This is a genomic window from Curtobacterium sp. ZW137 (assembly GCF_003762905.1).
Taxonomy (GTDB): Bacteria; Actinomycetota; Actinomycetes; order Actinomycetales; family Microbacteriaceae; genus Curtobacterium.
The window spans coordinates 27332-46280 of sequence record NZ_RJKS01000002.1 but is presented as its reverse complement, the minus strand read 5'-3'; the positions used below and the strand labels follow the sequence as shown (position 1 = coordinate 46280).

Here is an 18949-nt window from a genome sequence, read left to right as displayed (position 1 = left end):
GGCGTCAGGAGCCGAGCAGGTCGAGGCGGTAGCCCCGGCCACGCACGGTGGCGATGGCGACGGTCGCGTCGTGCGCCGTCAGCTTCTTGCGGAGGTACGAGATGTACTGCTCCACGACGTTGGGGTCGACGTGCTGCGACCCGTCCCAGACCTCTTCGAGGATCTTGGGACGGTCGACGACGGTGCCGACGGAGCGGGCGAGCAGCCGGAGGAGCGCGAACTCGGTCGGGCTGACGGCGACGCGCTGACCCTGGATCGAGACCCGGCGGGCTTCGGAGTCGATGGAGACGTCCCCGACCTCGATCGTGCGGGGGGCACCGGTGGCCTCGCGCCGGCCGAGTGCACGCAGGCGGGCGGTGAGTTCGGCGAAGGCGAAGGGCTTCGTGAGGTAGTCGTCCGCACCGGCGTCGAGCCCGAAGACCCGGTCGTCGACGGCGTCGCGCGCGGTGACGAGCAGGATGCGAACGGGGTCCTCACGCTCGCGGATCCGCCGGGCGAGCTCGAAGCCGGACATGCCGGGCATCATCACGTCGACGACCGCGAGGTCGAACGCCTGTTCTCCGAGCGCGATGAGCGCCTCGACACCGTTCTCGACCGCGGTGACGCGGTACCCCTCGGCCGCGAGTCCGCGCTCCATGAGCGCGCGCATCTCGTCGTCGTCCTCGACCACCAACAACCGCATAGTGGACCTCCTGCGACCCATCGTGGCATCGAACCACGCCCGGAGGGTGCACCGACGGGCATCCTGACTGAATCTCGTCACAGCGAGCGCGGCTGGCTCGGCACGTCGGACGCGCCCGGGTGCACCGCCCGTGGCCCGTGATCTAGGGACATGAGCACTGCTTGCTTCGTTGATAGGCTCCCGGCCGGACGCTGTACCCGACAGAACGTCCTGTCTCTGGGGGACCCATGAACGACCAGCCGGACCACCCGGCCATCATCCGCCTGCGCGCCGAACTCGACGCCGCGTGGAAGGGCATCGGCGCCCTGGGACAGATGGACCGTGACCGCCGCGACCGGATCGTCGCCGAACTCCGCGCCGCCGTCCCGGACGTCGCCAGCCGTGCCGCGCGCGAGGCCGGACAGGAGGCCGTGGTCGCCGAGATCGCACGGTTCGCGGATGCGGACGTGGTCACCTCGGACCCCGCGGTCCCGACCCGCACGATCTGGGGTGAGATCATCGGCACGGCTGCCGAGGCCGCGGCGGCCGCCCCCGCCTCCGCCTGCGCCTGACCGCGCGCGCCTGCTCCGGCCCGTGCGCGCCTGCGCCTGCCCGTGGCAGGGGAGTCAAATCGTGCGTCGGCAGTCGAATCGCGCGTAGGGGGCCCGAAGAAAGGACCTCCCACGCGCGAAACCACTTTCCACAGCGTGCGGTGTGGGAAGGATCGCGCAGCGCGCGCGGACGAACGCGCAGCGCGCGGGGGAACGCGCAACGGCGGAGGAGCGCGCACCGAAGGAGCAGCGCGCGCGGGCGGCGGGGGAGCCGCGCGTCAGTCGTCCTCGCCGAGCAGCTCCTCACGGACGCGCCGGATGTCCTCGAGCAGCGCGCCGATCAGGATCCAGTGCCGTGAGTTCGGCCGGATGACCTCGAGCGGCGCGGTGAGCGCGGGCTCGGCGTCGAGACCTGAACCCGAACCCGAACCCGGGCCCGAACCCGCGCCGGCATCCGGCCCGGAGCCGGGACCCGCGTCCAGGACGCCGGGACCACCGTTCGCCGGCGCCTCCACCCGCGCCCCGAGCGCCCGCAGGTCCGCCCCGATACGAGCCACCTCCGTCGCGATCCGCCCCACCATCGGGTCCGCCCGGAGGTCCGGCGCGGTGTTGTCCCGGATCGCCCGCGTCATGCCCGTGACCCGCGTCACGAGGACCCGCAGGTGCTCCGCGACGACGACGTCCCGCTCGAGGATCGTCCGGTGCCGCCCGCCGCGGGGGTTCATGGTGAGGGACTCCTGCGCCGAGGTGAGCGCCGCCTCCGCCTTCGCATGCTGCTGCCGCAGGGCCCTGGCGCGGACGAGGGCGTCGTGCCAGCGGTCGTGGTCCCACCCCTCGGTGAGGCCGATCGCGACCCGCTCGAAGGCCACCGCGGTGTCCCGGGCGAGCCGCGCGACGGCGAGGTGCGCGGGCCGGAGCAGCACCGGCGGGACGATCACGGCGTTCACGACGAGCGCCACTGCGGCGCCGAGAACGGTCTCGAGGATCCGGTCCGCCGAGTAGTTCGGCGTGACGACCCCGGCGGTGAGGACGAGCATCCCGCTGATGCCGACCTGCGTCGCGGAGGTCGGGGTGAGGCGGAGCGCCCACGCGATGAGGATCGCGACGACGATGACGAGCAGCACGACCCAGACCGAGTCGCCGAGCAGGAAGTGCAGCCCGGTCGCGAGCAGCACCCCGAGGACGACCCCGGCGCTCCGCTCGAGCCCCTTCACGAACGACTGGTTGATGCTCGGCTGCACGACCAGCAGCGCGGCGATCGCGGCGAAGGTCGGGAACGGCCCGTTGATCACCACCTGGCACAGCAGCACGGCCGCAACGACCGCCACCGCGGTCTTCACGACCTGCAGCAACGGCGTGCGGCTCGAACTGCGGAGACGCGCGACCGGGTTCACGTCGTCAACGCTAGCCACCGGACGCACGCCGAGCCGTGCACGAAGGCGACGAAAGCCCGTGGACACGGTTGACTGGTGTCGTGTGGCCGAATCACGAGCGAGTCATCCCGGAGGCCTTCGTCGGCTCCGGGACCACCGTCGTGGCCGCACGCGCCCACTCGGTGGAACCGTCGGGCAACGGCTACCTCTACGGGTACGAGGTCGACACCGTCGACCGGAACGGCCAGCGCGCCACCGTCCTGACCTACGTGGACACCGGCGGGACCCACGACCAGAACAGCGCGCTCGTCACCGACCCGGCGACGCACGAGCCCGTCTCGGTGTGGGCGTACCCGAACGACCCGGGCCTGCCGGTGCTGCCGCAGGTCACCTACCGTGACGCGGTCGCCGAGCTCCTCACCACCCTCGGCATGCCCGTCACGAACCCGACCCTGACGGTCGCGGCGTACCGGCCGGGCAAGCGCGCGGTCGTCCGTGTGGACGCGCCGGAGGGGACCCTGTTCCTCAAGGTCGTCCGTCCGCACCGGGTCGCGCCGATCGTGAAGACCCACGAGCAGTTCGTCGCCGCCGGGCTCCCGGTGCCGCGCGTGCTGTCGAGCCGTGGGGACGGGCTGCTCGTCCTCGAGCGGATCCGCGGCGTGCCGGCGGGCAGCCGCATCCTCGAGATCGCCGACGACCCGCGGTTCGTCGCCTCGCTCGCGGCGCTCACGGGGCGCATCGCGACGGTCCCGATGACGCAGCAGGCCCGCGCGGACGCGATGGACCACGCGGACTGGCACCGGAAGACGCTCGTCGCCGCGCTCCCGCAGGACGCGCAGCAGATCGACGAGCTCTACGACGCGATCGGCCGCCGGTCGATCGGGTGGGCCGCGGCGACGAAGCAGGTCGTGCACGGGGACCTGCACCTCGAGCAGGTCTTCGTCGACGAGGCCGAGCCGTGGCGCATCTCCGGGCTCCTCGACATCGACACCGCCGGCTGGGGCTACCCCGTCCGGGACATCGGAGCGGTCGTCGCGCACCTGGTGGTGACCGGACTCTGGCACCGGTCCCGCGGCGATGCGGACCGTGGGGCCGCCGCGGAACGGCTCGCCGACGCGATCGCCCGGGACTGGGCGGCTCGCAACCCGGCCGAGACCGAGCGCCTCGGACCGGCGATCGGCGCCCAGCTGCTGGCGCACGCCGGCGGCCAGGCCACCACCGGCTCTGCGAACGGGATCGCCACCGCGGAACAGCTGCTGGCGGCGACACGTGCCGCGCTCGTGGAACCGGCACCGAGCCTCCCGTCCGACCCAGCGGCCCGTCCGCGGTCCGCACCGCGCGTCTGAGGCGTCCGTTCCAGCCCATGCCACGCGCGCTGGAAAGCGGGATCGCGCGTCGGGGGCCGGAAGGAAGGACCACCAACGCACGTTTCGGCAACCAACGCACGGAGCCACCCACGGACCGGACGGGAGGCTCGACTCGCGCGGGGTGCGCCGACTCGCCTCCGTCGGTGGTCCGGGAGTAAACTGAGCGCGCACGCACCGCGTGCTCGCGCGTCGCGTCGATTCCGGACACGACAGTCGTTCACTTGAAGGACGCGAGCACCGGGTCCGCGACCGCCCTGGGACGCCACAGTCCCGAGCATCGCGTGCGTGCGACGGCGCCGGATCCTCCGCGCAGACCACGGCATCGGCCACGGACACCACCCGGGTGTCTCCGATGCGAACGGTCGCACACCACGTCGCGGGGATCGGCGGGCCACGGTGGCCCGCCGCCGGCGAACGGTGCGACGGACGCACCGACGAGACTTCCGCCCGCACGGGCGGCTCGCCCCGGTCGCGGGGTGGAACAGGAGGAGCCTTGGCTCGATCAGGCACGCGGCGTGCAGCCGGTGGGACGCGGACCGCGTCGCGCCGGACCCGGCCGCTCGACAACGACGGTGTCATCCCGGTGCTCGCCCGCGCCGTGCGCGAGGTCGAGGCGGCCGCGCAACGCGGAGCGCTGAAGACGACGAACCGCACGAAGTTCCAGGCGGTCGCCCTGCTCATGCGCGAGGAACGCGCCAGGGTGAAGGCCGACACGGAGCTCACCGACGCGCAGCGCGCCGAGCAGATGAAGCGGCTCGACGGCGTGGCGCAGATCCTCGCGAAGACGGCGGCGCGCGACACCAGCGTGATCCAGCTGCTCGCCGAGGAAGCGTCCGTCTCCGAGGCGACGCGCACCGTCAAGCGGGACATGATGATCGCCGGCGGCATGGAGATGCAGCCGCAGGACCTGGTCATCGCAGCCGAGCCCGCACCGGTCGCCGCCACGCAGGAACGCGCGGTCGTCCCGCAGGCCGTCGTGCAGCGGCAGCTCGCGAACCCGTTCCTGCCGCCGGACTTCGCGCTCGCGGACCAGCCCGTCGCACACCCGCGGCGCCTGGCGAACTGGGAGCTCTTCGGCCCGCTGTTCAAGTCGTTCGAGTACGGCGCCGGTGGTGGCGCGGCGACGATGCCGCTGCCCGACCCGTCGACGCTCAGCACGCTGTCCGGCACCAACCTCATGCAGCACCAGGCGGAGCTCGTCGCGGCGGCCGCACAGGGGCACCGGACGTTCCTGCTCGCCGACGAGCCCGGACTCGGCAAGACGGCGCAGTCGCTGCTCGCCGCCGAGGCCGCCGGCGCGTACCCGCTGCTCGTCGTGGTCCCGAACGTCGTCAAGACCAACTGGGCGCGTGAAGCCGAGCGCTGGGTGCCGAACCGCCGCGCGACCGTGATCCACGGCGACGGGGACGACCTCGACGGGTTCGCCGACATCGTCATCGTGAACTACGAGATCCTCGACCGGCACTTCGGCTGGCTCGGTGCCTTCGGGTTCAAGGGCATGGTCGTCGACGAGGCGCATTTCATCAAGAACAAGGACTCGCAGCGATCGAAGTTCGTGCTGCAGCTCGCGGAGAAGATCCGCGCGCGGTCCTCCTCGCCGCTCCTGATGGCGCTGACCGGTACCCCGCTGATCAACTCCGTTGAGGACTTCCGCACCATCTGGGAGTACCTCGGCTGGATCGACGACAAGAAGCCCCGTGCGAAGCTCATGAACGAGCTCGAGGACATCGGGCTCACCCCGGCCGACCAGGGCTTCTTCGTCGAGGCCCGGCGCGCCGTGATCGACATGGGCATCGTCCGACGCCGCAAGGTCGACGTCGCGGCGGACATCCCCGCCCGTCGGATCGCCGACATCCCCGTCGAGCTCGACGGCGAAGAGGGCCGCTCGATCCGCGACGCCGAGCGCGAGCTCACCGCGAAGCTGGTCAAGCGCTACCACCAGGCGCTCGACGCCCGCACCGGGCAGGACCCGGTCGAGGGCATCGACCACCGGCTCGTCCGACAGGTCGCCCGCTGGGAGCTGGAGGACCAGGACGCATCGTCGACCGGCGAGAACGTGTTCTCGATGGTCCGACGCATCGGCCGCGCCAAGGCCCAGCTCGCGGCGGACTACGCCGCGCAGCTCGCCTCGAACGTCGGCAAGGTCGTGTTCTTCGCGAAGCACCTCGACGTGATGGACCAGGCGGAAGAGGTCTTCGCGCGCAGGGGCCTCCGCACCGCAACCGTCCGCGGCGACCAGACGCCCGCGCAGCGCACCGCCGAGATCGACTCGTTCGTGAACGACCCCGACGTAGCCGTCATCGTCTGCTCGCTCACCGCGGCGGGCGTCGGCCTCAACCTGCAGGTGGCGTCCAACGTCGTCCTGGCCGAGCTGTCGTGGACGAGCGCCGAGCAGACGCAGGCGATCGACCGCGTGCACCGCATCGGGCAGGAAGAGCCGGTCACCGCGTGGCGGATCATCGCCGCGCAGACGATCGACACGAAGATCGCGGAGCTCATCGACTCCAAGGCCGGGCTGGCAGCGCGTGCGCTCGACGGCTCCGACGAGGAACTCGTCGACTCCGGCGACATCCAGCTCGACGCGATGGCTGCGATGCTGACGGAGGCGCTCGGCGGCTGACCCGGCGGCCGCGTGCCGCGCCGGCGGCCGCGTGCCGCGCCGGTGCCCGCGCCGGTGCCCGCGCGGTGCCGGTGCCGTTCGCTCCCGCACAACCAAAAGCAGTCCGCACCACGTGATCGCGTGGTGCGGACTGCTTTCTGTTGTGCAACGGCCGGGCGCCGGCGTCGGCGTCCCGCGGGCGTCGCCGCGTCAGATGCGGGACTGCACCTCGGCGAGGGACGGGTTCGTCGCGGTGCTGCCGTCCGGGAACACCAGGGTCGGCACGGTCTGGTTGCCGCCGTTGACCTCGGCGACGAGCTCGGCGGTACCGGGGGTCGCTTCGATGTCGACCTCCCGGAAGGGAACGCCGGCCTTCGACATCTGGTTCTTCAGGCGGGCGCAGTAGCCGCACCAGGTGGTCGTGAACATCGTGACGGCGCCGGCCTCCGGCACGAACGCGTCGCGGGTGATCGTCTCGCTCATGCGCTCAGGCTAACCCGCGTGGTTCGGAGCTCCCCGCACGGCCTGGTAGACAAGAGCGTGTGACGGACACGCACCTCGAGATCGAGCGCACGTACGACCTGCCCGACGGGGCCGACCTCCCCGACCTGATCGGCGCCGGAGGGATCCTGCAACTCGACCGCCAGGAGCCCTTCGAGCTCGACGCCACCTACTGGGACACCGAGCGGTACGACCTCGTCGCCTCCCGGGTGACCGTGCGGCGCCGGACCGGTGGGCCCGACGCCGGGTGGCACATCAAGCGCGCCGAGTCGGACACGGTCCGGCACGAGCAGCACTTCCCGCTGACCGACGACCCGGACACCGTGCCGGTGGACGTCCTCGCCGCGCTGTTCACCGAACGCCGCGGCCGTGGCCTGCGCCCCGTCGTCCGGATCACCACGACCCGGACGGTCACCCGGCTCCTCGACGAGGACGGCGACCAGATCGCCGAGCTCGCCGACGACCGCGTCAGCGCGCAGCGCCTCGACGACGACGCTCCCGCCGACCCGCGCACCTGGCGCGAGGTCGAGGTGGAGACGGTCGAGGGTGTCGACCCGCAGATCGCCCACGAGTTCTTCGCATCGCTGGACGGCCGCTTCCAGGCCGTGGGGGCCGGCCCCGCCGCCGTCGCGTCCAAGCTGGCACGTGGGCTGGCAGGAGCACCGGCACCGCGCCTCCAGACGGTCGACCGACCCGAGAAGGGCACGACCGCACGGATCCTCACGAAGCGACTCCGGAAGCTGCGCTCCGCGCTGCTCGGCCAGGAGGCCCGGCTGCGGTCCGGTGAGAACGCGGAACTCCGGCAGACGGCCGCGACCACGCTCGAGATCGCCGCGATCCTCGGTGCGTACCGTCCGGCGTTCCCCGCGACCGACGCAGTGGACCGTGCAGCGGCAGCGGCGGACGACCTCGCCGGGGTGACCGCTCGCGCCGCCCTCGCCGAGTACCTGATCGAGCGGCTGCCGCGTGCCTCGACACCGGCGCAGGACGCGCTCGTCGACGCGATGACGCGTGAGCGGATCCTCGCGGCCACGCGCGAACGGCGCGACCAGGCCGTGCGCGACGTCGTTGCGGCGCTGCACGGCGAGCCGTTCCTGGAGCTGCTCGACGCCCTCGACGACGCGGTCGAGCGTCCCGCGCCGACGGAGTGGGCGCTGCGGTCGCCGAAGAAGGTCGCGCAGGACGTCTCCGCGACGGTGAAGCCGCACGTGCGGGAGCTCGTCCGCGACGCCGTCGCCGACGACACCTCGGACACGGCCGCCGAGCGCGAGACCGCCGACCGCGAGGCCACCGAGCGGGCATGGCAGGGCACGATGCGGGCGCGGCTCGCGATGGACGTGCTCGGGGACGACGCGTTCCCGCACGCGCTCTGGAAGCGCATCGGGACCGCGGCGGACGTGCTCACCGAGCGGGTGCGGTCCCTGTACGCGCTCGACGCGCTGCGGACGAACGCCGGGATCGCGGAGCGTGGTGGCGAGGGCACGTTCGGGTACGGGGTGCTCGCGGGGGACCGCGTGCGTCTCGCCGAGGAGTCCTACGACGAGGCGGTGCACGCGCTCAACCGCGTGTGACGGCGGGGCGCCGGGCCGCGGGCGCGGGTCGCCGGTCGATCGAGTGCGCAGACGATGCGCGCGAAGGGGTGCTGGGAGCCCATTTCTGCGCACTCGACCGCGCCCGCCCGCCCGGGCCAGGCCGGGCCCGGGCCTGGCCCGGGCCTGGCCCGGCTCAGCCGGCGGCGATCGGGGCTGCCGTGGCCGCCGCGGGGGAGACCTCGGCCAACCCGAGCGTGTCGAGGATCCACGCGAGCTCGAAGGCCCGCTCCCGCCACGATGCGTACCGGCCGCTGACGCCACCGTGGCCGGCCGCCATCTCGGTCTTCAGGAGCACGGGCGCCCCGACCTCCCGCAGCTTGGCGGTCCACTTCGCCGGCTCGACGTAGAGCACCCGGGTGTCGTTGATCGACGTGACGGCGAGGATCGCGGGGTACCGGACGTCGTCGCGCACGTTCTCGTACGGCGTGTACTCGCTCATGTACCGGTAGACCTCGGCGTCGTGCAGGGGGTCGCCCCACTCGTCCCACTCGATGACCGTGAGGGGCAGGTCCGGGTCGAGGATGCTCGTCAGCGCGTCGACGAAGGGGACTGCCGCCACGATGCCCGCGAACCGGTCGGGGGCGATGTTCGCGACGGCGCCCATCAGGAGTCCGCCGGCGCTGCCGCCCTCGGCCACGAGTCGGTCCGCGGTGGTGCGGCCGGTGGCGATGAGGTGGTCGGCGACCGCGACGAAGTCCGTGAAGGTGTTCTTCTTCGTGAGGGTCTTGCCGTTCTCGTACCAGTGCCGGCCCATCTCGCCGCCGCCGCGGACGTGCGCGACCGCGAACACGACGCCGCGGTCGAGCAGCGACAGGCGCATCACGCTGAAGCCCGGGTCGATGGAGTGCTCGTACGAGCCGTACCCGTACAGGTGCAGCGGTGACGGCGCGTCGGGATCGACGGCGTCACGGCGCCAGACGAGGGAGACCGGCACGCGGGTGCCGTCCTCCGCCGTGGCCCAGTCCCGCTCCTGCACGTAGTCGGCCGGGTCGTAGCCGCCGAGCACGGGCTGGCGCTTCAGCACGGTGACCTCGCCCGTCGCGAGGTCGAGGTCGCTCACTTCCGACGGCGTGACGAACGAGGTGAACCCGATGCGGAGCGTGGGCTGCTCCCACTCCGGGTTGCCGCCGAGGCCGGCGGAGAACAGCGCCTCGTCGAAGTGGACCTCGTTCGCGTCGCCGTAGCCGTCGCCGTCGATCGGGATGATCGCGACGCGGGGGAGCGCCTCGGCCCGGTACTCGAGCGCGAGGTGCCCGGCGAACGCGTCCACCGACTCGATGCGGCGCTCGGTGTGGTGCGCGACGACGATGCGGCGGTCGGTCTCGGAGTTCGGGTCATCGGCGGGGACGTCCACGAGCTCGAAGTTCTCGGCGCCGTCGTTGTGCAGGATGAGCAGCCGGTCGCTGCCACCGACGATGGCGTGCTCGATCTCGTACTCGACGCCGTCCCGGCGGGGCCAGACGACCTGGAACTCACCGGTGGGGTCGGCCGCGTCGAGGATCCACGCTTCGGAGGTGATCTTCGAGCCCAGCTCGATGACGATGTACTGCGAGGACCGGGTCACGCCGACACCGACCCAGTAGCGGTCGTCCGGCTCTTCGAACACGACGACGTCCTCCGCCGCCGCGGTGCCGACCGTGTGCCGCCAGATCCGGTCCGGGCGCCAGGACTCGTCCACCGTCGGGTAGAACACGAACCGGCCGGAGGGGTCGAACGTGGCACCGGAGCCGGTGTTCTCGACCACGTCGGGGAGGTCGTTGCCGGTGGTGAGGTCACGGATGTGCAGGGTGTAGCGCTCGTCACCGGCGACGTCGACGCCGTACACCAGCCGGGTGCCGTCGTCGGTGATGTCGTAGGAGCCCAGCGAGAAGAAGTCGTGGCCGTCGGCGAGTGCGTTGCCGTCGAGGACGACCTGCTCGCCGGGGAGCGTCGCCGCGCCGTCGTCGAGCGTCGGCGGTGTCCAGTCGTCCGGGCCGCTGATCGGTGCGCGGCACTGGACCCCGTACTGGCTGCCTTCGCTGGTGCGGGTGAAGTACCACCACTCGCCCATGCGCACCGGAACGGAGAGGTCGGTCTCCTGCACGCGGCCCTTGACCTCCCCGAAGATGCGCTCCCGCAGTGCGGCGAGGTGCTTCGTCGACGCCTCGGTGTGGGCGTTCTCCGCTTCGAGGTACGCGATGGTGTCCGGGGACTCCTTGTCACGCAGCCACTCGTAGTCGTCGACGAAGTCGATGCCGTGGTGCGTTCGGGTCACCGGACGCTTCTCGGCGGTCGGCGGGGTGGTCGCTTCGTGCTCGCTGCTCACCGGTCCAGCCTAGGCCGCATCCCCGTACGGCTCCCCGCGCAGCACCGCTGCGCGCACCCGCTCGGCGAACGCGTCGAGCTCTGTCGCGACGCCGGTGACCAGCCACGCGCGGTTGCGGCGTCGGGTGGTCACCGGACGGATGACGCCGGCACGGATGAGACGGTCGACGTGGTCGTCGGTCGTCACGCCGGCCGCCGCAGCGAGTTCGAGCGCCCGGTCCTCGGTGAGGACCGGGTCCTCGAGCAGGCCGTCCCCGCCGTCGTCCGACGTGTGCTCGCCGAGGAGCAGCGCAGTGACCGATGCTTCGTCGCAGGCGGTGCCGACCGCGATCGCCAGGTCGGCGACGAAGTCGTGCACGGACCCGAAGCGGTACCGCACCAGGTGGTCGAAGTACCGCGCCCGGTCGGCGACCAACGCCGTCGCGACCGGTGCCGTCAACGTGGTCGTCAGCCCGCGCCGGCGGAAGACTGCGCCCATCAGCGCCCGGCCGATCCGCCCGTTGCCGTCGGTGAAGGGGTGGATCGACTCGAACTGGGCGTGCGCGATCGCTGCCTGTGCGATGGGGTGCACGTCATCGCGGGCGAGGAACGCGAGCAGGTCGGCCATCGCGTCGCTGACGAGCTCCGGAGGCGGCGGGACGTAGGTCGCGAGCCGCGGGGTGCTGCCACCGCCGATCCAGTTCTGCACCGTCCGGTAGGAGCCCGCAGCCCGGCCGTCCACCGGGTCGTCCCGCATGAGCTCGTGGTGTGCGGCGAGGATCGATCGCTCGGTGATGGCGCCGCGCCCGGCGTCCGCGCTCAGCCGACGAACGGCCGCGGTCGCGGCGACCATCAGGGTGGCGCTCGTGTTCGCGCGGATGCCCACGACGGCGCGGGCGTAGTCGTCGAGATCCGCGTGCTCGTCCTCGATCCGGGAGGACGCCACCGCTTCGGTGCGGGCGAGCAGGGCGGCGAGTGGCGCGAGCCGGGCGCCGTGGTCGTCGTCCAGGGTCCGGAGCGCATCGGCCGCGCGGTCGAGCAGGGCGAGGTCGTCCGGCAGCGGCGCGACCACGAGCTCGGCGATCCGGGGTGGGACCGACGCCGTGACGGACGTCGTCATCCGGTCGGCCCGCGGTCCCCGGAGCGCGCTTCGCCAGGGTCGCTCGGTCGTGGTGTGCCGTGGCACCTCTGCCAGTCGATCGTGTCCGGTCCGGTCCATGTCCGCCTCCTGTTCCCAGAACCGTAGGCATGAACGAGCGCGGGGCGCCAACGGTCTGTATTTCGCATTCCGGCTCCGTGTCGGATCCCCTCGATACGGTGGACGACATGACGAACTCCTTCGCGATCACCGGTGCCCACGTCGTCCCCGTCACCTCTCCGGAGTTCGACGGCGGAGCGGTCGTCGTCGAGGACGGTCGCATCACCGCGCTCGGGCCCGACGTGGTCCCGCCGCCCGGCGTCCCCGTGGTGGACGCCGCCGGCGCGTGGCTCCTGCCCGGCTTCGTCGAGGCGCACGGGCACGTCGGCATCCACGAGGAAGCGAACGGCCCGGCCGGCAACGACACGAACGAGCTCACCGGCCCGAACCAGGCGGCCGTCCGCGCGATCGACGCCGTGGACATCGACGACGAGGGCTTCCGGGACGCCCTGTCCGGCGGCATCACGGCCATCGTCGTGAAGCCGGGCTCGGGCAACCCCATCGGCGGGCAGTCCGTCGCGATCAAGACGTGGGGCGGCCGCACGATCGACGAGCAGCTGATCTCCGACGCCGTCAGCGTGAAGAGCGCCCTCGGCGAGAACCCGAAGCGCGTCTACGGCGACAAGGGCCAGACCCCGTCCACACGGCTCGGCGTCGCCAAGGTCATCCGAGAGGCGTTCGCGGCCGCCGACCACTACCGGAAGGCCCGTGCCGCAGCGGAGTCGAAGGGCGAGCCGTTCGAGCGTGACCTCACGAAGGAGACGCTCGCCCGCGTGCTCGACGGCGAGCTCGCCTGGGACCAGCACACCCACCGCCACGACGACATCGCGACCGCGATCCGCCTGTCCGAGGAGTTCGGCTACCGCCTCGTCGTGAACCACGGCACCGAGGCGCACAAGATCGCCGACGTGCTGGCGGCGAAGGACATCCCGGTGATCTACGGCCCGCTGTTCACGAGCCGGTCGAAGGTCGAGCTCCGGGACCGCGGGATCCCGCACCTCGCGGCGCTCGCCGCAGCCGGGGTGCGGGTGGCGATCACGACCGACGCACCCGTCGTCCCGATCGCCATGCTCGTCACCCAGGCGACCATGGCCGTGCGGGACGGACTCCCGCGTCAGACGGCGCTCGAAGCGCTCACGACGAACCCGGCGACGTTCCTCGGGTTCGGGGACCGCGTCGGCCGGCTCGAGGCCGGGTACGACGCGGACCTCGTGCTCTGGTCCGGCGATCCGCTCGACGCGACGAGCCGCGCGAACCGCGTGTGGATCGACGGCCGGCAGGTGTTCGAGTGGGCCGACGGCGTCGGCGTCATCACCCCGCGCTGGTAGCGGCGCCCGCACCCGCCCGCGGCACGCGCACCCGCCCGCGGCCTGCGCCCCGCGCCCGCGCCCGCGGCCCGCGCCCCGTCAGGACTCGCGCGACAGCAGGAACTCGTTGATCCGCTCCGTGAGCGGCAGGTCCATCGCCCGCTCGTCCCCGTTCACGAGTCGGATCGGCGCAGCCTGCCGCACGCTCGACACCAGCCACAGGGCGTCAGCGGCCCGGAGGTCGTCGAGCGTGACGAGCTCGTAGGCGGTCTCGATGCCCTCGGTCTCGGCGAAGCGGAACACGTCCGCCTGGGTCGTCCCGGCGAGGATCCCGATGTCGGTCCGCGGCGTCACGAGCCGGCCACCGACCGACAGGATCAGGTTCGCCCGGGTCCCTTCGAGCACGTAGCCGTCGGTCGAGACGAACAGGGCGTCCTCCGCCCCGCGACGGACGGCTTCGCGGAGGGCGGCCATGTTCACCGCGTAGGACAGCGTCTTCGCGCCCTGCAGCAGCCACGGGGAGGTCCGCTCGACGTCGTGCCGGTACCCGCGGTCGAGCGTGACGACGGAGATCCCGCGGGTCCGTGCCGCGGTGGAGTCCCCGGACGCGGCCGCGTACACCCAGCCCGTCGGCCGGTCCGAACCCTCGACGCCGCGGGTCAGCACGGTCTTCGCGAACGCCTCGTGCACGGGGTCCAGTTCGGCGCAGACGGCTTCGATCGCGCGGCGCCAGGCGTCGAGGTCGGGCAGCGGCAGGTCGAGCATGCGTGCGGAGCGGACGAACCGGTCGAGGTGCGCCTCGAGCGCCTGCGGCCGGCCGTCGACGACCGTGATCGTCTCGAAGACCCCGTCGCCGCGGATGATCCCGAGGTCTTGCACCTGCACGTGTTCCTCGAGCGGGGCGGCGAAGGTGAACGCGTCGGCGGACGGGTCGTGCGGCGCGGCGTCACGGGAGGGCTGGTTGAGGACGGCGAGCACGGTTTCGGTCATGCACCCATCCAACCCCACGTCACTGCTGCTTCGGCAGGGCGCCCATCAGTTTCCAGACGGCCTCGGTGAGCTCCGGGTGCTGGAGCGCGATGCGGCGCAGGCGGTGGTACTCCTCGCCGAGCTGGGTGCCGTGTCCGGACGCCGGGTGCATCGACCACTGCGCGCTGCGCTGCCCGATCGCCGCGTCGAGTTCGAGTGCCTCGGCGCGGAGGATGAGCACGACCTGCTCGTCGACGGTCGGCAGCATCGGCATGAAGTCCCAGGGGTCGTCGCCCTGCCGGGAGCGGTGCTCGACGATCATCGAGATCTCCTCGGCGGCCTCCGCGCGCAGCACTTCGAGGCTGCGCCCGAATCGCCGGTGCTCAGCCATGGTGCCCCCGCAGCACGCCTGCCATGGAACGAGCGTACGCCAGATGATCGGCCACACTGGACACGTGAGCGAGCGCGACGAGACGAAGAACCAGCACCCCCGCGTGGTCGTCGTGTACCTGCTGCGGGACGGCGCCGAGGGCCCTGAGGTCCTGCTCGGCGAGAAGCGCCGCGGGCTCGGGACCGGTCGGCTGGTGGGGCCCGGCGGCAAGCGTGAGCCGGGGGAGGCGGCTGTCGAGACCGCCGTGCGCGAGGTGGCTGAAGAGGTCGGCCTGCGGCTCGACCCGGCCGATCTGGAGGCTCGTGGCACGTTGGACTACCGGTTCCCGTACCGGCCGTCCTGGTCCCAGTTCTCGGACGTGTTCGTCTGCCGGCACTGGTCCGGCACCCCGACGGCGAGCGACGAGCTCGAGCCGCGGTGGATCCCCGTCGACGCGGTGCCCTACGCGGCGATGTGGGACGACGCGAAGTACTGGCTGCCGGCCGTGCTGGACGGCGGCACGGTGGACGCGCGCTTCACGTTCGCCGAGGACGACGCGACCGTCGCCGGCTTCACCGGGGTCGGGGTCGGGGTCGACGCACCGTAGCGGCACCGCACGGGGCACCTGCGGCTTGTCGCAGGAGTCGCGCGGGTTCCCGCAGGTGCCCCTGCCTGCGCGCCGACCCGTAGAGGACCCGAGTTACCGTCTGGTGCAGATCAAAGTCCAGCATGGTAAGGGGACCACGTGCTCAGCTCGACCGAATCCATTCCCGTCGTCGCGACGCCGCCCACGACGCCGTACACGGCCGCGCGCTCGGACCGCGCCGGGGCACCGGTCCCGCCGTCGTCACTGCTCGCCGGGCTCGCCGCGGTCGCCTCGCGCACGCCGGACGCACTCGCCGTCGCCGACGAGCACACCGAGATGACGCACCGGGAGTTCGACCGCGTGACACGGGCGCTGGGGGCGCTCCTGCACGACCGGCTGACTCCGGACGACCACAGCGGCCGCGGGGTGGGAGCCGAACAGCACGGCGCCTCCGTCCCGGTCGGCGTGATGGTCTCGCACGGGGTGGGGTCCGTGGCCGCACTGCTCGGGCTCGTGCACGCCGGGCGGATCATCGTCGCCCTCGACCCGTTCCTGCCGGAGGCGCGGCTCCGCCACGTGATGACGCTGGCCGGCATCGTCGACGTGATCGCGGACGAGACGCACACCGCGCAGGCCGAGGCCCTGGTGACGGAGCCGGGGACGGTCCTCCCGTTCGGCGCCCTGCTCACCGAGGCCCGCGCCGTCGCGGCGACCGACGCGGAGATCCCCGCGGTGCCCGGCGCTGCGGAACGCGGCGGGCGTGACGCACTCGACATCATCTTCACCTCCGGCTCCACCGGTGCCCCGAAGGGGGTCGTGACGACGCACCGCCAGGCGCTCGTCGACACGGTGGCGGAACGTGAGCTCTTCCGCCTCGTGCCGGAGGACCGGATCGCCTCGGTGCTCCCGCACGGGTTCGCGGCGGGGTTCATGCTCGTCCTCTCCACGCTCCTCACCGGAGCGTCCGTGCACGTCGTCGACCCCCGACGGACCGGGATCGACCGTCTGCTCGCCTGGATCGAGAACGCCCGACTGACGACGCTGCACACCACGCCGCACCTGGTGCGGTCGGTGGTGGCAGCACTCGACCCCGCCGACACCCGCCTGCACGGCCTGCGGATGGTCGCGACCGTCGGCGAGGCCATCACCGGCGCGGACATCGCCGCCCTCCGACCGCTCCTCGGGTCGACCGCGTCGTTCTTCAACTGGACCGGTTCGAGCGAGACGAACGTCTACGCCGTCAACGAGATCGCCGCCGGCGACCCGATCCCGGAGCGGAACATCCCGTCCGGCCGCATCGTGGCCGGCAAGCGCGTCGTGCTCCGCCGACCCGACGGCACCGTCGCCGACGTCGGCGAGACCGGCGAGATCGTCTGCGTCTCCGACGCCCTGACGACCGGCTACTGGGGTGCGCCCGAGGTCACCGCGGCGCGCGCCGGGGTCACCGAGGACGGCACCCCCACGTGGTCGGTGGGCGACCTCGGCCGCTTCGACGAGGACGGCCGGCTCACGCTCCTCGGCCGGGCCGACGACGCCGTGAAGGTGCGCGGGTACCTGGTCGAGCCGAGCGAGGTGGAAGCCGCGCTCCGCACCGTCGACGCGGTGCAGGAAGCCGCGGTCATCGCGGTGAAGGCACCGCCGGCGCCCACACGCCTCGTCGCGTACTTCGTCACCCGCCCGGGTCGCCGTGCCCCGTCGCCCGCAGCCATCCGCAAGGCCCTGCGCGACCTGCTGCCGGACTACATGGTCCCGACCGCGATCGTGCCGATGACCGTGCTGCCCCGCAACGAGCGCGGCAAGGTCGACCGGGCGAAGCTCCCCGAGGCGCCGTCGCTCGCGATGACCATCGGCGCCGACGGCGGTGCCGGGATCGACGAGGACACCTACGACCAGTGGGAGCTCGCCGTCGCACAGATCTGGTCCGAGGTGCTCGGGCTCCCCGCGGTCGGCCCGCTCGGGCTCCCCGCCGTCGGGCTCGACAACGACTTCGCGGCGCTCGGCGGGGACTCGCTCTCCGCGGAGGAGATGCTCGCCGCCGTGCAGGACCGTCTCGGGGTGGACCTGCCGTCCTCCGCGCTCCTGGAGGACCCGACGGTCCGCACCTTCGCCGCCCGCACGCGTCGTGGGGCCGCCGCCGTCCCGAGTCACCCCGACATCGTGACGCTCTCGGACGGCGCGGACAGCACCGAGGAGGCGCTGTTCTGCGTCGCCGGTGCCGGCGCGCTCGCCCTGACCTACGTCCCGCTGACCCGTCGGCTCGGCGGCCGCGCCGTGTACGCGTTCCAGCAGCACGGCCTCGAGCGTCGGTCCGTCCCGGACTGGAGCATCGACGCGATGGCACGCCGCTACGTCGAGCTCATGCGCGTCGTGCAGCCCCGCGGGCCGTACACCCTGGTCGGGCACTCCTTCGGTGGTCTCGTCGCGATCGAGATGGCCGCGATCCTCACCGCGGCCGGGCAGGAGGTGCGCCGCGTCGTGCTCCTGGACACCTACCTGCCGGAGCAGTCCGCGGAGCAGGCGGACCGCGTCGAGTTCGGCGAGCTGGACCTCGGCCAGTCGACGCGTCGTGCCTTCCCCGGCATCGGGAAGGCGCTCGCCGACCGGACCGCGGCGTTCCGGAAGCGGGCCGTCACGCCCGTTGCCCAGCTCGGACGGCACGCACGTGCCTACGGAGCGGGGGTCTTCAGCTGGAAGGGGCAGCGCCAGTTCCGGGCGTTCTTCGACCACGCGCTCGTCGTGTCCCGCCGGCACCGCCCGACGGTCTACGCCGGGGACGTCACGCTCGTGATCGCGGACGGCAACGAGACCGGCGCGGCACGGTGGGCGCCGTTCCTGACCGGCGCCGTCGACGAGGTCCGCGTGCACTCCGAGCACAGCTCGGTGCTCCGCGAGCCGCACGTCGCCGACGTCGCGGCCGCGCTGTCGCGCTAGCGCGCCGCGTTCGCCCGCGCCCGCCCGCCGCGCCGCGCTCGCCCGCTCGCGACCGCGTGGCTCGCGACCGCGCGGCTCGCCTGCGACCCCGCCTGCCCCTGTTGAAACGCGCGTAGGGAGTTGTTTCGCGCGTAGTGGGTCGGAAGTTTCCACCTCCCACGCGCGAATCACCTTCCCAGCGCGGTCGTCATGGGAAGGAACGGACGGGAGGCCCGGTGCCAGCTGGCACCGGGCCTCCCGTCCGTCCCGTGGTGCGGCGCGAGACGCCGCTGAGTCCCCGAGACGCCGCTCGACGCGCGAGACGCCGCCGGAAGCGGCGGCGTCTCGCGCACCGAGCGGCGTCTCGTCGGGCGCGAGCCCGCGCGCCGGCTCTAGCGGGGCTGCTGGGTGCGCGTGCTGCCCGTTCGCGCCTGTTCGGCGGCGGCCATCACGTCGGCGTCGCCGCTTCGCCCACCGAGCGGACGCACGAAGAAGTCGATGATCCCGAACACGATCGCGCCGACCATCGCGAACATCGCCCAGCCGACGAAGAGCCCAGCGGTGTTGCGGCCGTCCGCCGGTGCGAGCACGACGCTCGCGACGTAGAACACCACGGTCAGCGCCAGCAGGACGACGACGAGGGTGATGAGCAGGCGGTGCCAGGCGGAACGGGTCATGATCG

Annotated in this window: 15 protein-coding genes; 7 read left to right on the top strand and 8 right to left on the bottom strand. The window is 72.7% G+C overall.

Translation table 11 applies throughout. The features are described from left to right. Positions 1 to 4: 4 nt before the first annotated feature. A complete protein-coding gene (locus EDF55_RS05375; RefSeq protein ID WP_123653937.1) occupies positions 5 to 682 on the bottom strand; it encodes a response regulator transcription factor in 678 nt (225 codons plus the stop codon). Between the two features lie 227 nt (positions 683 to 909). Between EDF55_RS05375 and EDF55_RS05370 the strand changes: the two genes are divergently transcribed. Continuing rightward, positions 910 to 1233 carry a hypothetical protein gene (locus EDF55_RS05370; protein ID WP_123653936.1) on the top strand — a complete coding sequence of 108 codons (324 nt, stop codon included), beginning with the start codon at positions 910 to 912 and terminating at the stop codon, positions 1231 to 1233. Positions 1234 to 1490: 257 nt separating this feature from the next. Here the strand turns inward: EDF55_RS05370 and EDF55_RS05365 are convergent, their stop codons facing one another. After that, positions 1491 to 2606 (bottom strand): aromatic acid exporter family protein, encoded by a 1116-nt coding sequence (locus EDF55_RS05365; RefSeq protein ID WP_123653935.1) that lies wholly within the window; start codon positions 2604 to 2606, stop codon positions 1491 to 1493. 80 nt (positions 2607 to 2686) lie between these two features. Between EDF55_RS05365 and EDF55_RS05360 the strand changes: the two genes are divergently transcribed. Together EDF55_RS05360 and EDF55_RS05355 are read left to right on the top strand one after the other, a co-directional pair. Next, positions 2687 to 3931, top strand: coding sequence for an aminoglycoside phosphotransferase family protein (locus tag EDF55_RS05360; protein ID WP_123653934.1), 1245 nt, complete (start codon positions 2687 to 2689; stop codon positions 3929 to 3931). A gap of 514 nt (positions 3932 to 4445) precedes the next feature. Further along, positions 4446 to 6572 carry a DEAD/DEAH box helicase gene (locus tag EDF55_RS05355; RefSeq protein WP_123653933.1) on the top strand — a complete coding sequence of 709 codons (2127 nt, stop codon included), beginning with the start codon at positions 4446 to 4448 and terminating at the stop codon, positions 6570 to 6572. A 189-nt stretch (positions 6573 to 6761) separates the two neighbouring features. On the opposite strand, the gene EDF55_RS05350 is transcribed toward EDF55_RS05355, so the two are convergent. Then, the gene (locus EDF55_RS05350; RefSeq protein ID WP_123653932.1) at positions 6762 to 7034 is read right to left on the bottom strand and encodes a mycoredoxin; all 273 of its coding nucleotides are present in this window, start codon (positions 7032 to 7034) and stop codon (positions 6762 to 6764) included. 59 nt (positions 7035 to 7093) lie between these two features. On the opposite strand from EDF55_RS05350, the gene EDF55_RS05345 reads away from it, so the two are divergent. After that, complete coding sequence (locus EDF55_RS05345) at positions 7094 to 8623, top strand: CYTH domain-containing protein (protein ID WP_123653931.1); 1530 nt, start codon at positions 7094 to 7096, stop codon at positions 8621 to 8623. 154 nt (positions 8624 to 8777) lie between these two features. Here the strand turns inward: EDF55_RS05345 and EDF55_RS05340 are convergent, their stop codons facing one another. Then, positions 8778 to 10949 (bottom strand): S9 family peptidase, encoded by a 2172-nt coding sequence (locus tag EDF55_RS05340; RefSeq protein ID WP_123653930.1) that lies wholly within the window; start codon positions 10947 to 10949, stop codon positions 8778 to 8780. A gap of 9 nt (positions 10950 to 10958) precedes the next feature. After that, positions 10959 to 12047: a Fic family protein gene (locus tag EDF55_RS05335; protein WP_260235830.1), complete on the bottom strand. Its 1089-nt coding sequence runs from the start codon at positions 12045 to 12047 to the stop codon at positions 10959 to 10961. Between the two features lie 206 nt (positions 12048 to 12253). Between EDF55_RS05335 and EDF55_RS05330 the strand changes: the two genes are divergently transcribed. Continuing rightward, positions 12254 to 13453: an amidohydrolase gene (locus EDF55_RS05330; RefSeq protein WP_123653928.1), complete on the top strand. Its 1200-nt coding sequence runs from the start codon at positions 12254 to 12256 to the stop codon at positions 13451 to 13453. Between the two features lie 78 nt (positions 13454 to 13531). Here EDF55_RS05330 and EDF55_RS05325 read toward each other — a convergent pair whose 3' ends face one another. Continuing rightward, a complete protein-coding gene (locus EDF55_RS05325; protein WP_123653927.1) occupies positions 13532 to 14422 on the bottom strand; it encodes an aminodeoxychorismate lyase in 891 nt (296 codons plus the stop codon). A gap of 19 nt (positions 14423 to 14441) precedes the next feature. Then, complete coding sequence (locus EDF55_RS05320; protein WP_123653926.1) at positions 14442 to 14792, bottom strand: tryptophan synthase subunit alpha; 351 nt, start codon at positions 14790 to 14792, stop codon at positions 14442 to 14444. A 64-nt stretch (positions 14793 to 14856) separates the two neighbouring features. Between EDF55_RS05320 and EDF55_RS05315 the strand changes: the two genes are divergently transcribed. Then, positions 14857 to 15378, top strand: a complete 522-nt coding sequence (locus EDF55_RS05315; RefSeq protein ID WP_185017166.1) for an 8-oxo-dGTP diphosphatase — start codon at positions 14857 to 14859, stop codon at positions 15376 to 15378. 138 nt (positions 15379 to 15516) lie between these two features. Beyond that, positions 15517 to 18288, top strand: coding sequence for an alpha/beta fold hydrolase (locus tag EDF55_RS05310; RefSeq protein WP_123653924.1), 2772 nt, complete (start codon positions 15517 to 15519; stop codon positions 18286 to 18288). 371 nt (positions 18289 to 18659) lie between these two features. On the opposite strand, the gene EDF55_RS05305 is transcribed toward EDF55_RS05310, so the two are convergent. Continuing rightward, complete coding sequence (locus EDF55_RS05305; RefSeq protein WP_123653923.1) at positions 18660 to 18944, bottom strand: hypothetical protein; 285 nt, start codon at positions 18942 to 18944, stop codon at positions 18660 to 18662. Positions 18945 to 18949 lie beyond the last annotated feature (5 nt).

What these genes read in the sequence shown, in the direction of transcription:
- EDF55_RS05375 (WP_123653937.1), bottom strand. Translation starts at nt 682, where the DNA reads ATGCGGTTGTTGGTGGTCGAGGACGACGACGAGATGCGCGCGCTCATG.
- EDF55_RS05370 (WP_123653936.1), top strand. Translation starts at nt 910, where the DNA reads ATGAACGACCAGCCGGACCACCCGGCCATCATCCGCCTGCGCGCCGAA.
- EDF55_RS05350 (WP_123653932.1), bottom strand. Translation starts at nt 7,034, where the DNA reads ATGAGCGAGACGATCACCCGCGACGCGTTCGTGCCGGAGGCCGGCGCC.
- EDF55_RS05335 (WP_260235830.1), bottom strand. Translation starts at nt 12,047, where the DNA reads ATGACGACGTCCGTCACGGCGTCGGTCCCACCCCGGATCGCCGAGCTC.
- EDF55_RS05330 (WP_123653928.1), top strand. Translation starts at nt 12,254, where the DNA reads ATGACGAACTCCTTCGCGATCACCGGTGCCCACGTCGTCCCCGTCACC.
- EDF55_RS05325 (WP_123653927.1), bottom strand. Translation starts at nt 14,422, where the DNA reads ATGACCGAAACCGTGCTCGCCGTCCTCAACCAGCCCTCCCGTGACGCC.
- EDF55_RS05320 (WP_123653926.1), bottom strand. Translation starts at nt 14,792, where the DNA reads ATGGCTGAGCACCGGCGATTCGGGCGCAGCCTCGAAGTGCTGCGCGCG.
- EDF55_RS05305 (WP_123653923.1), bottom strand. Translation starts at nt 18,944, where the DNA reads ATGACCCGTTCCGCCTGGCACCGCCTGCTCATCACCCTCGTCGTCGTC.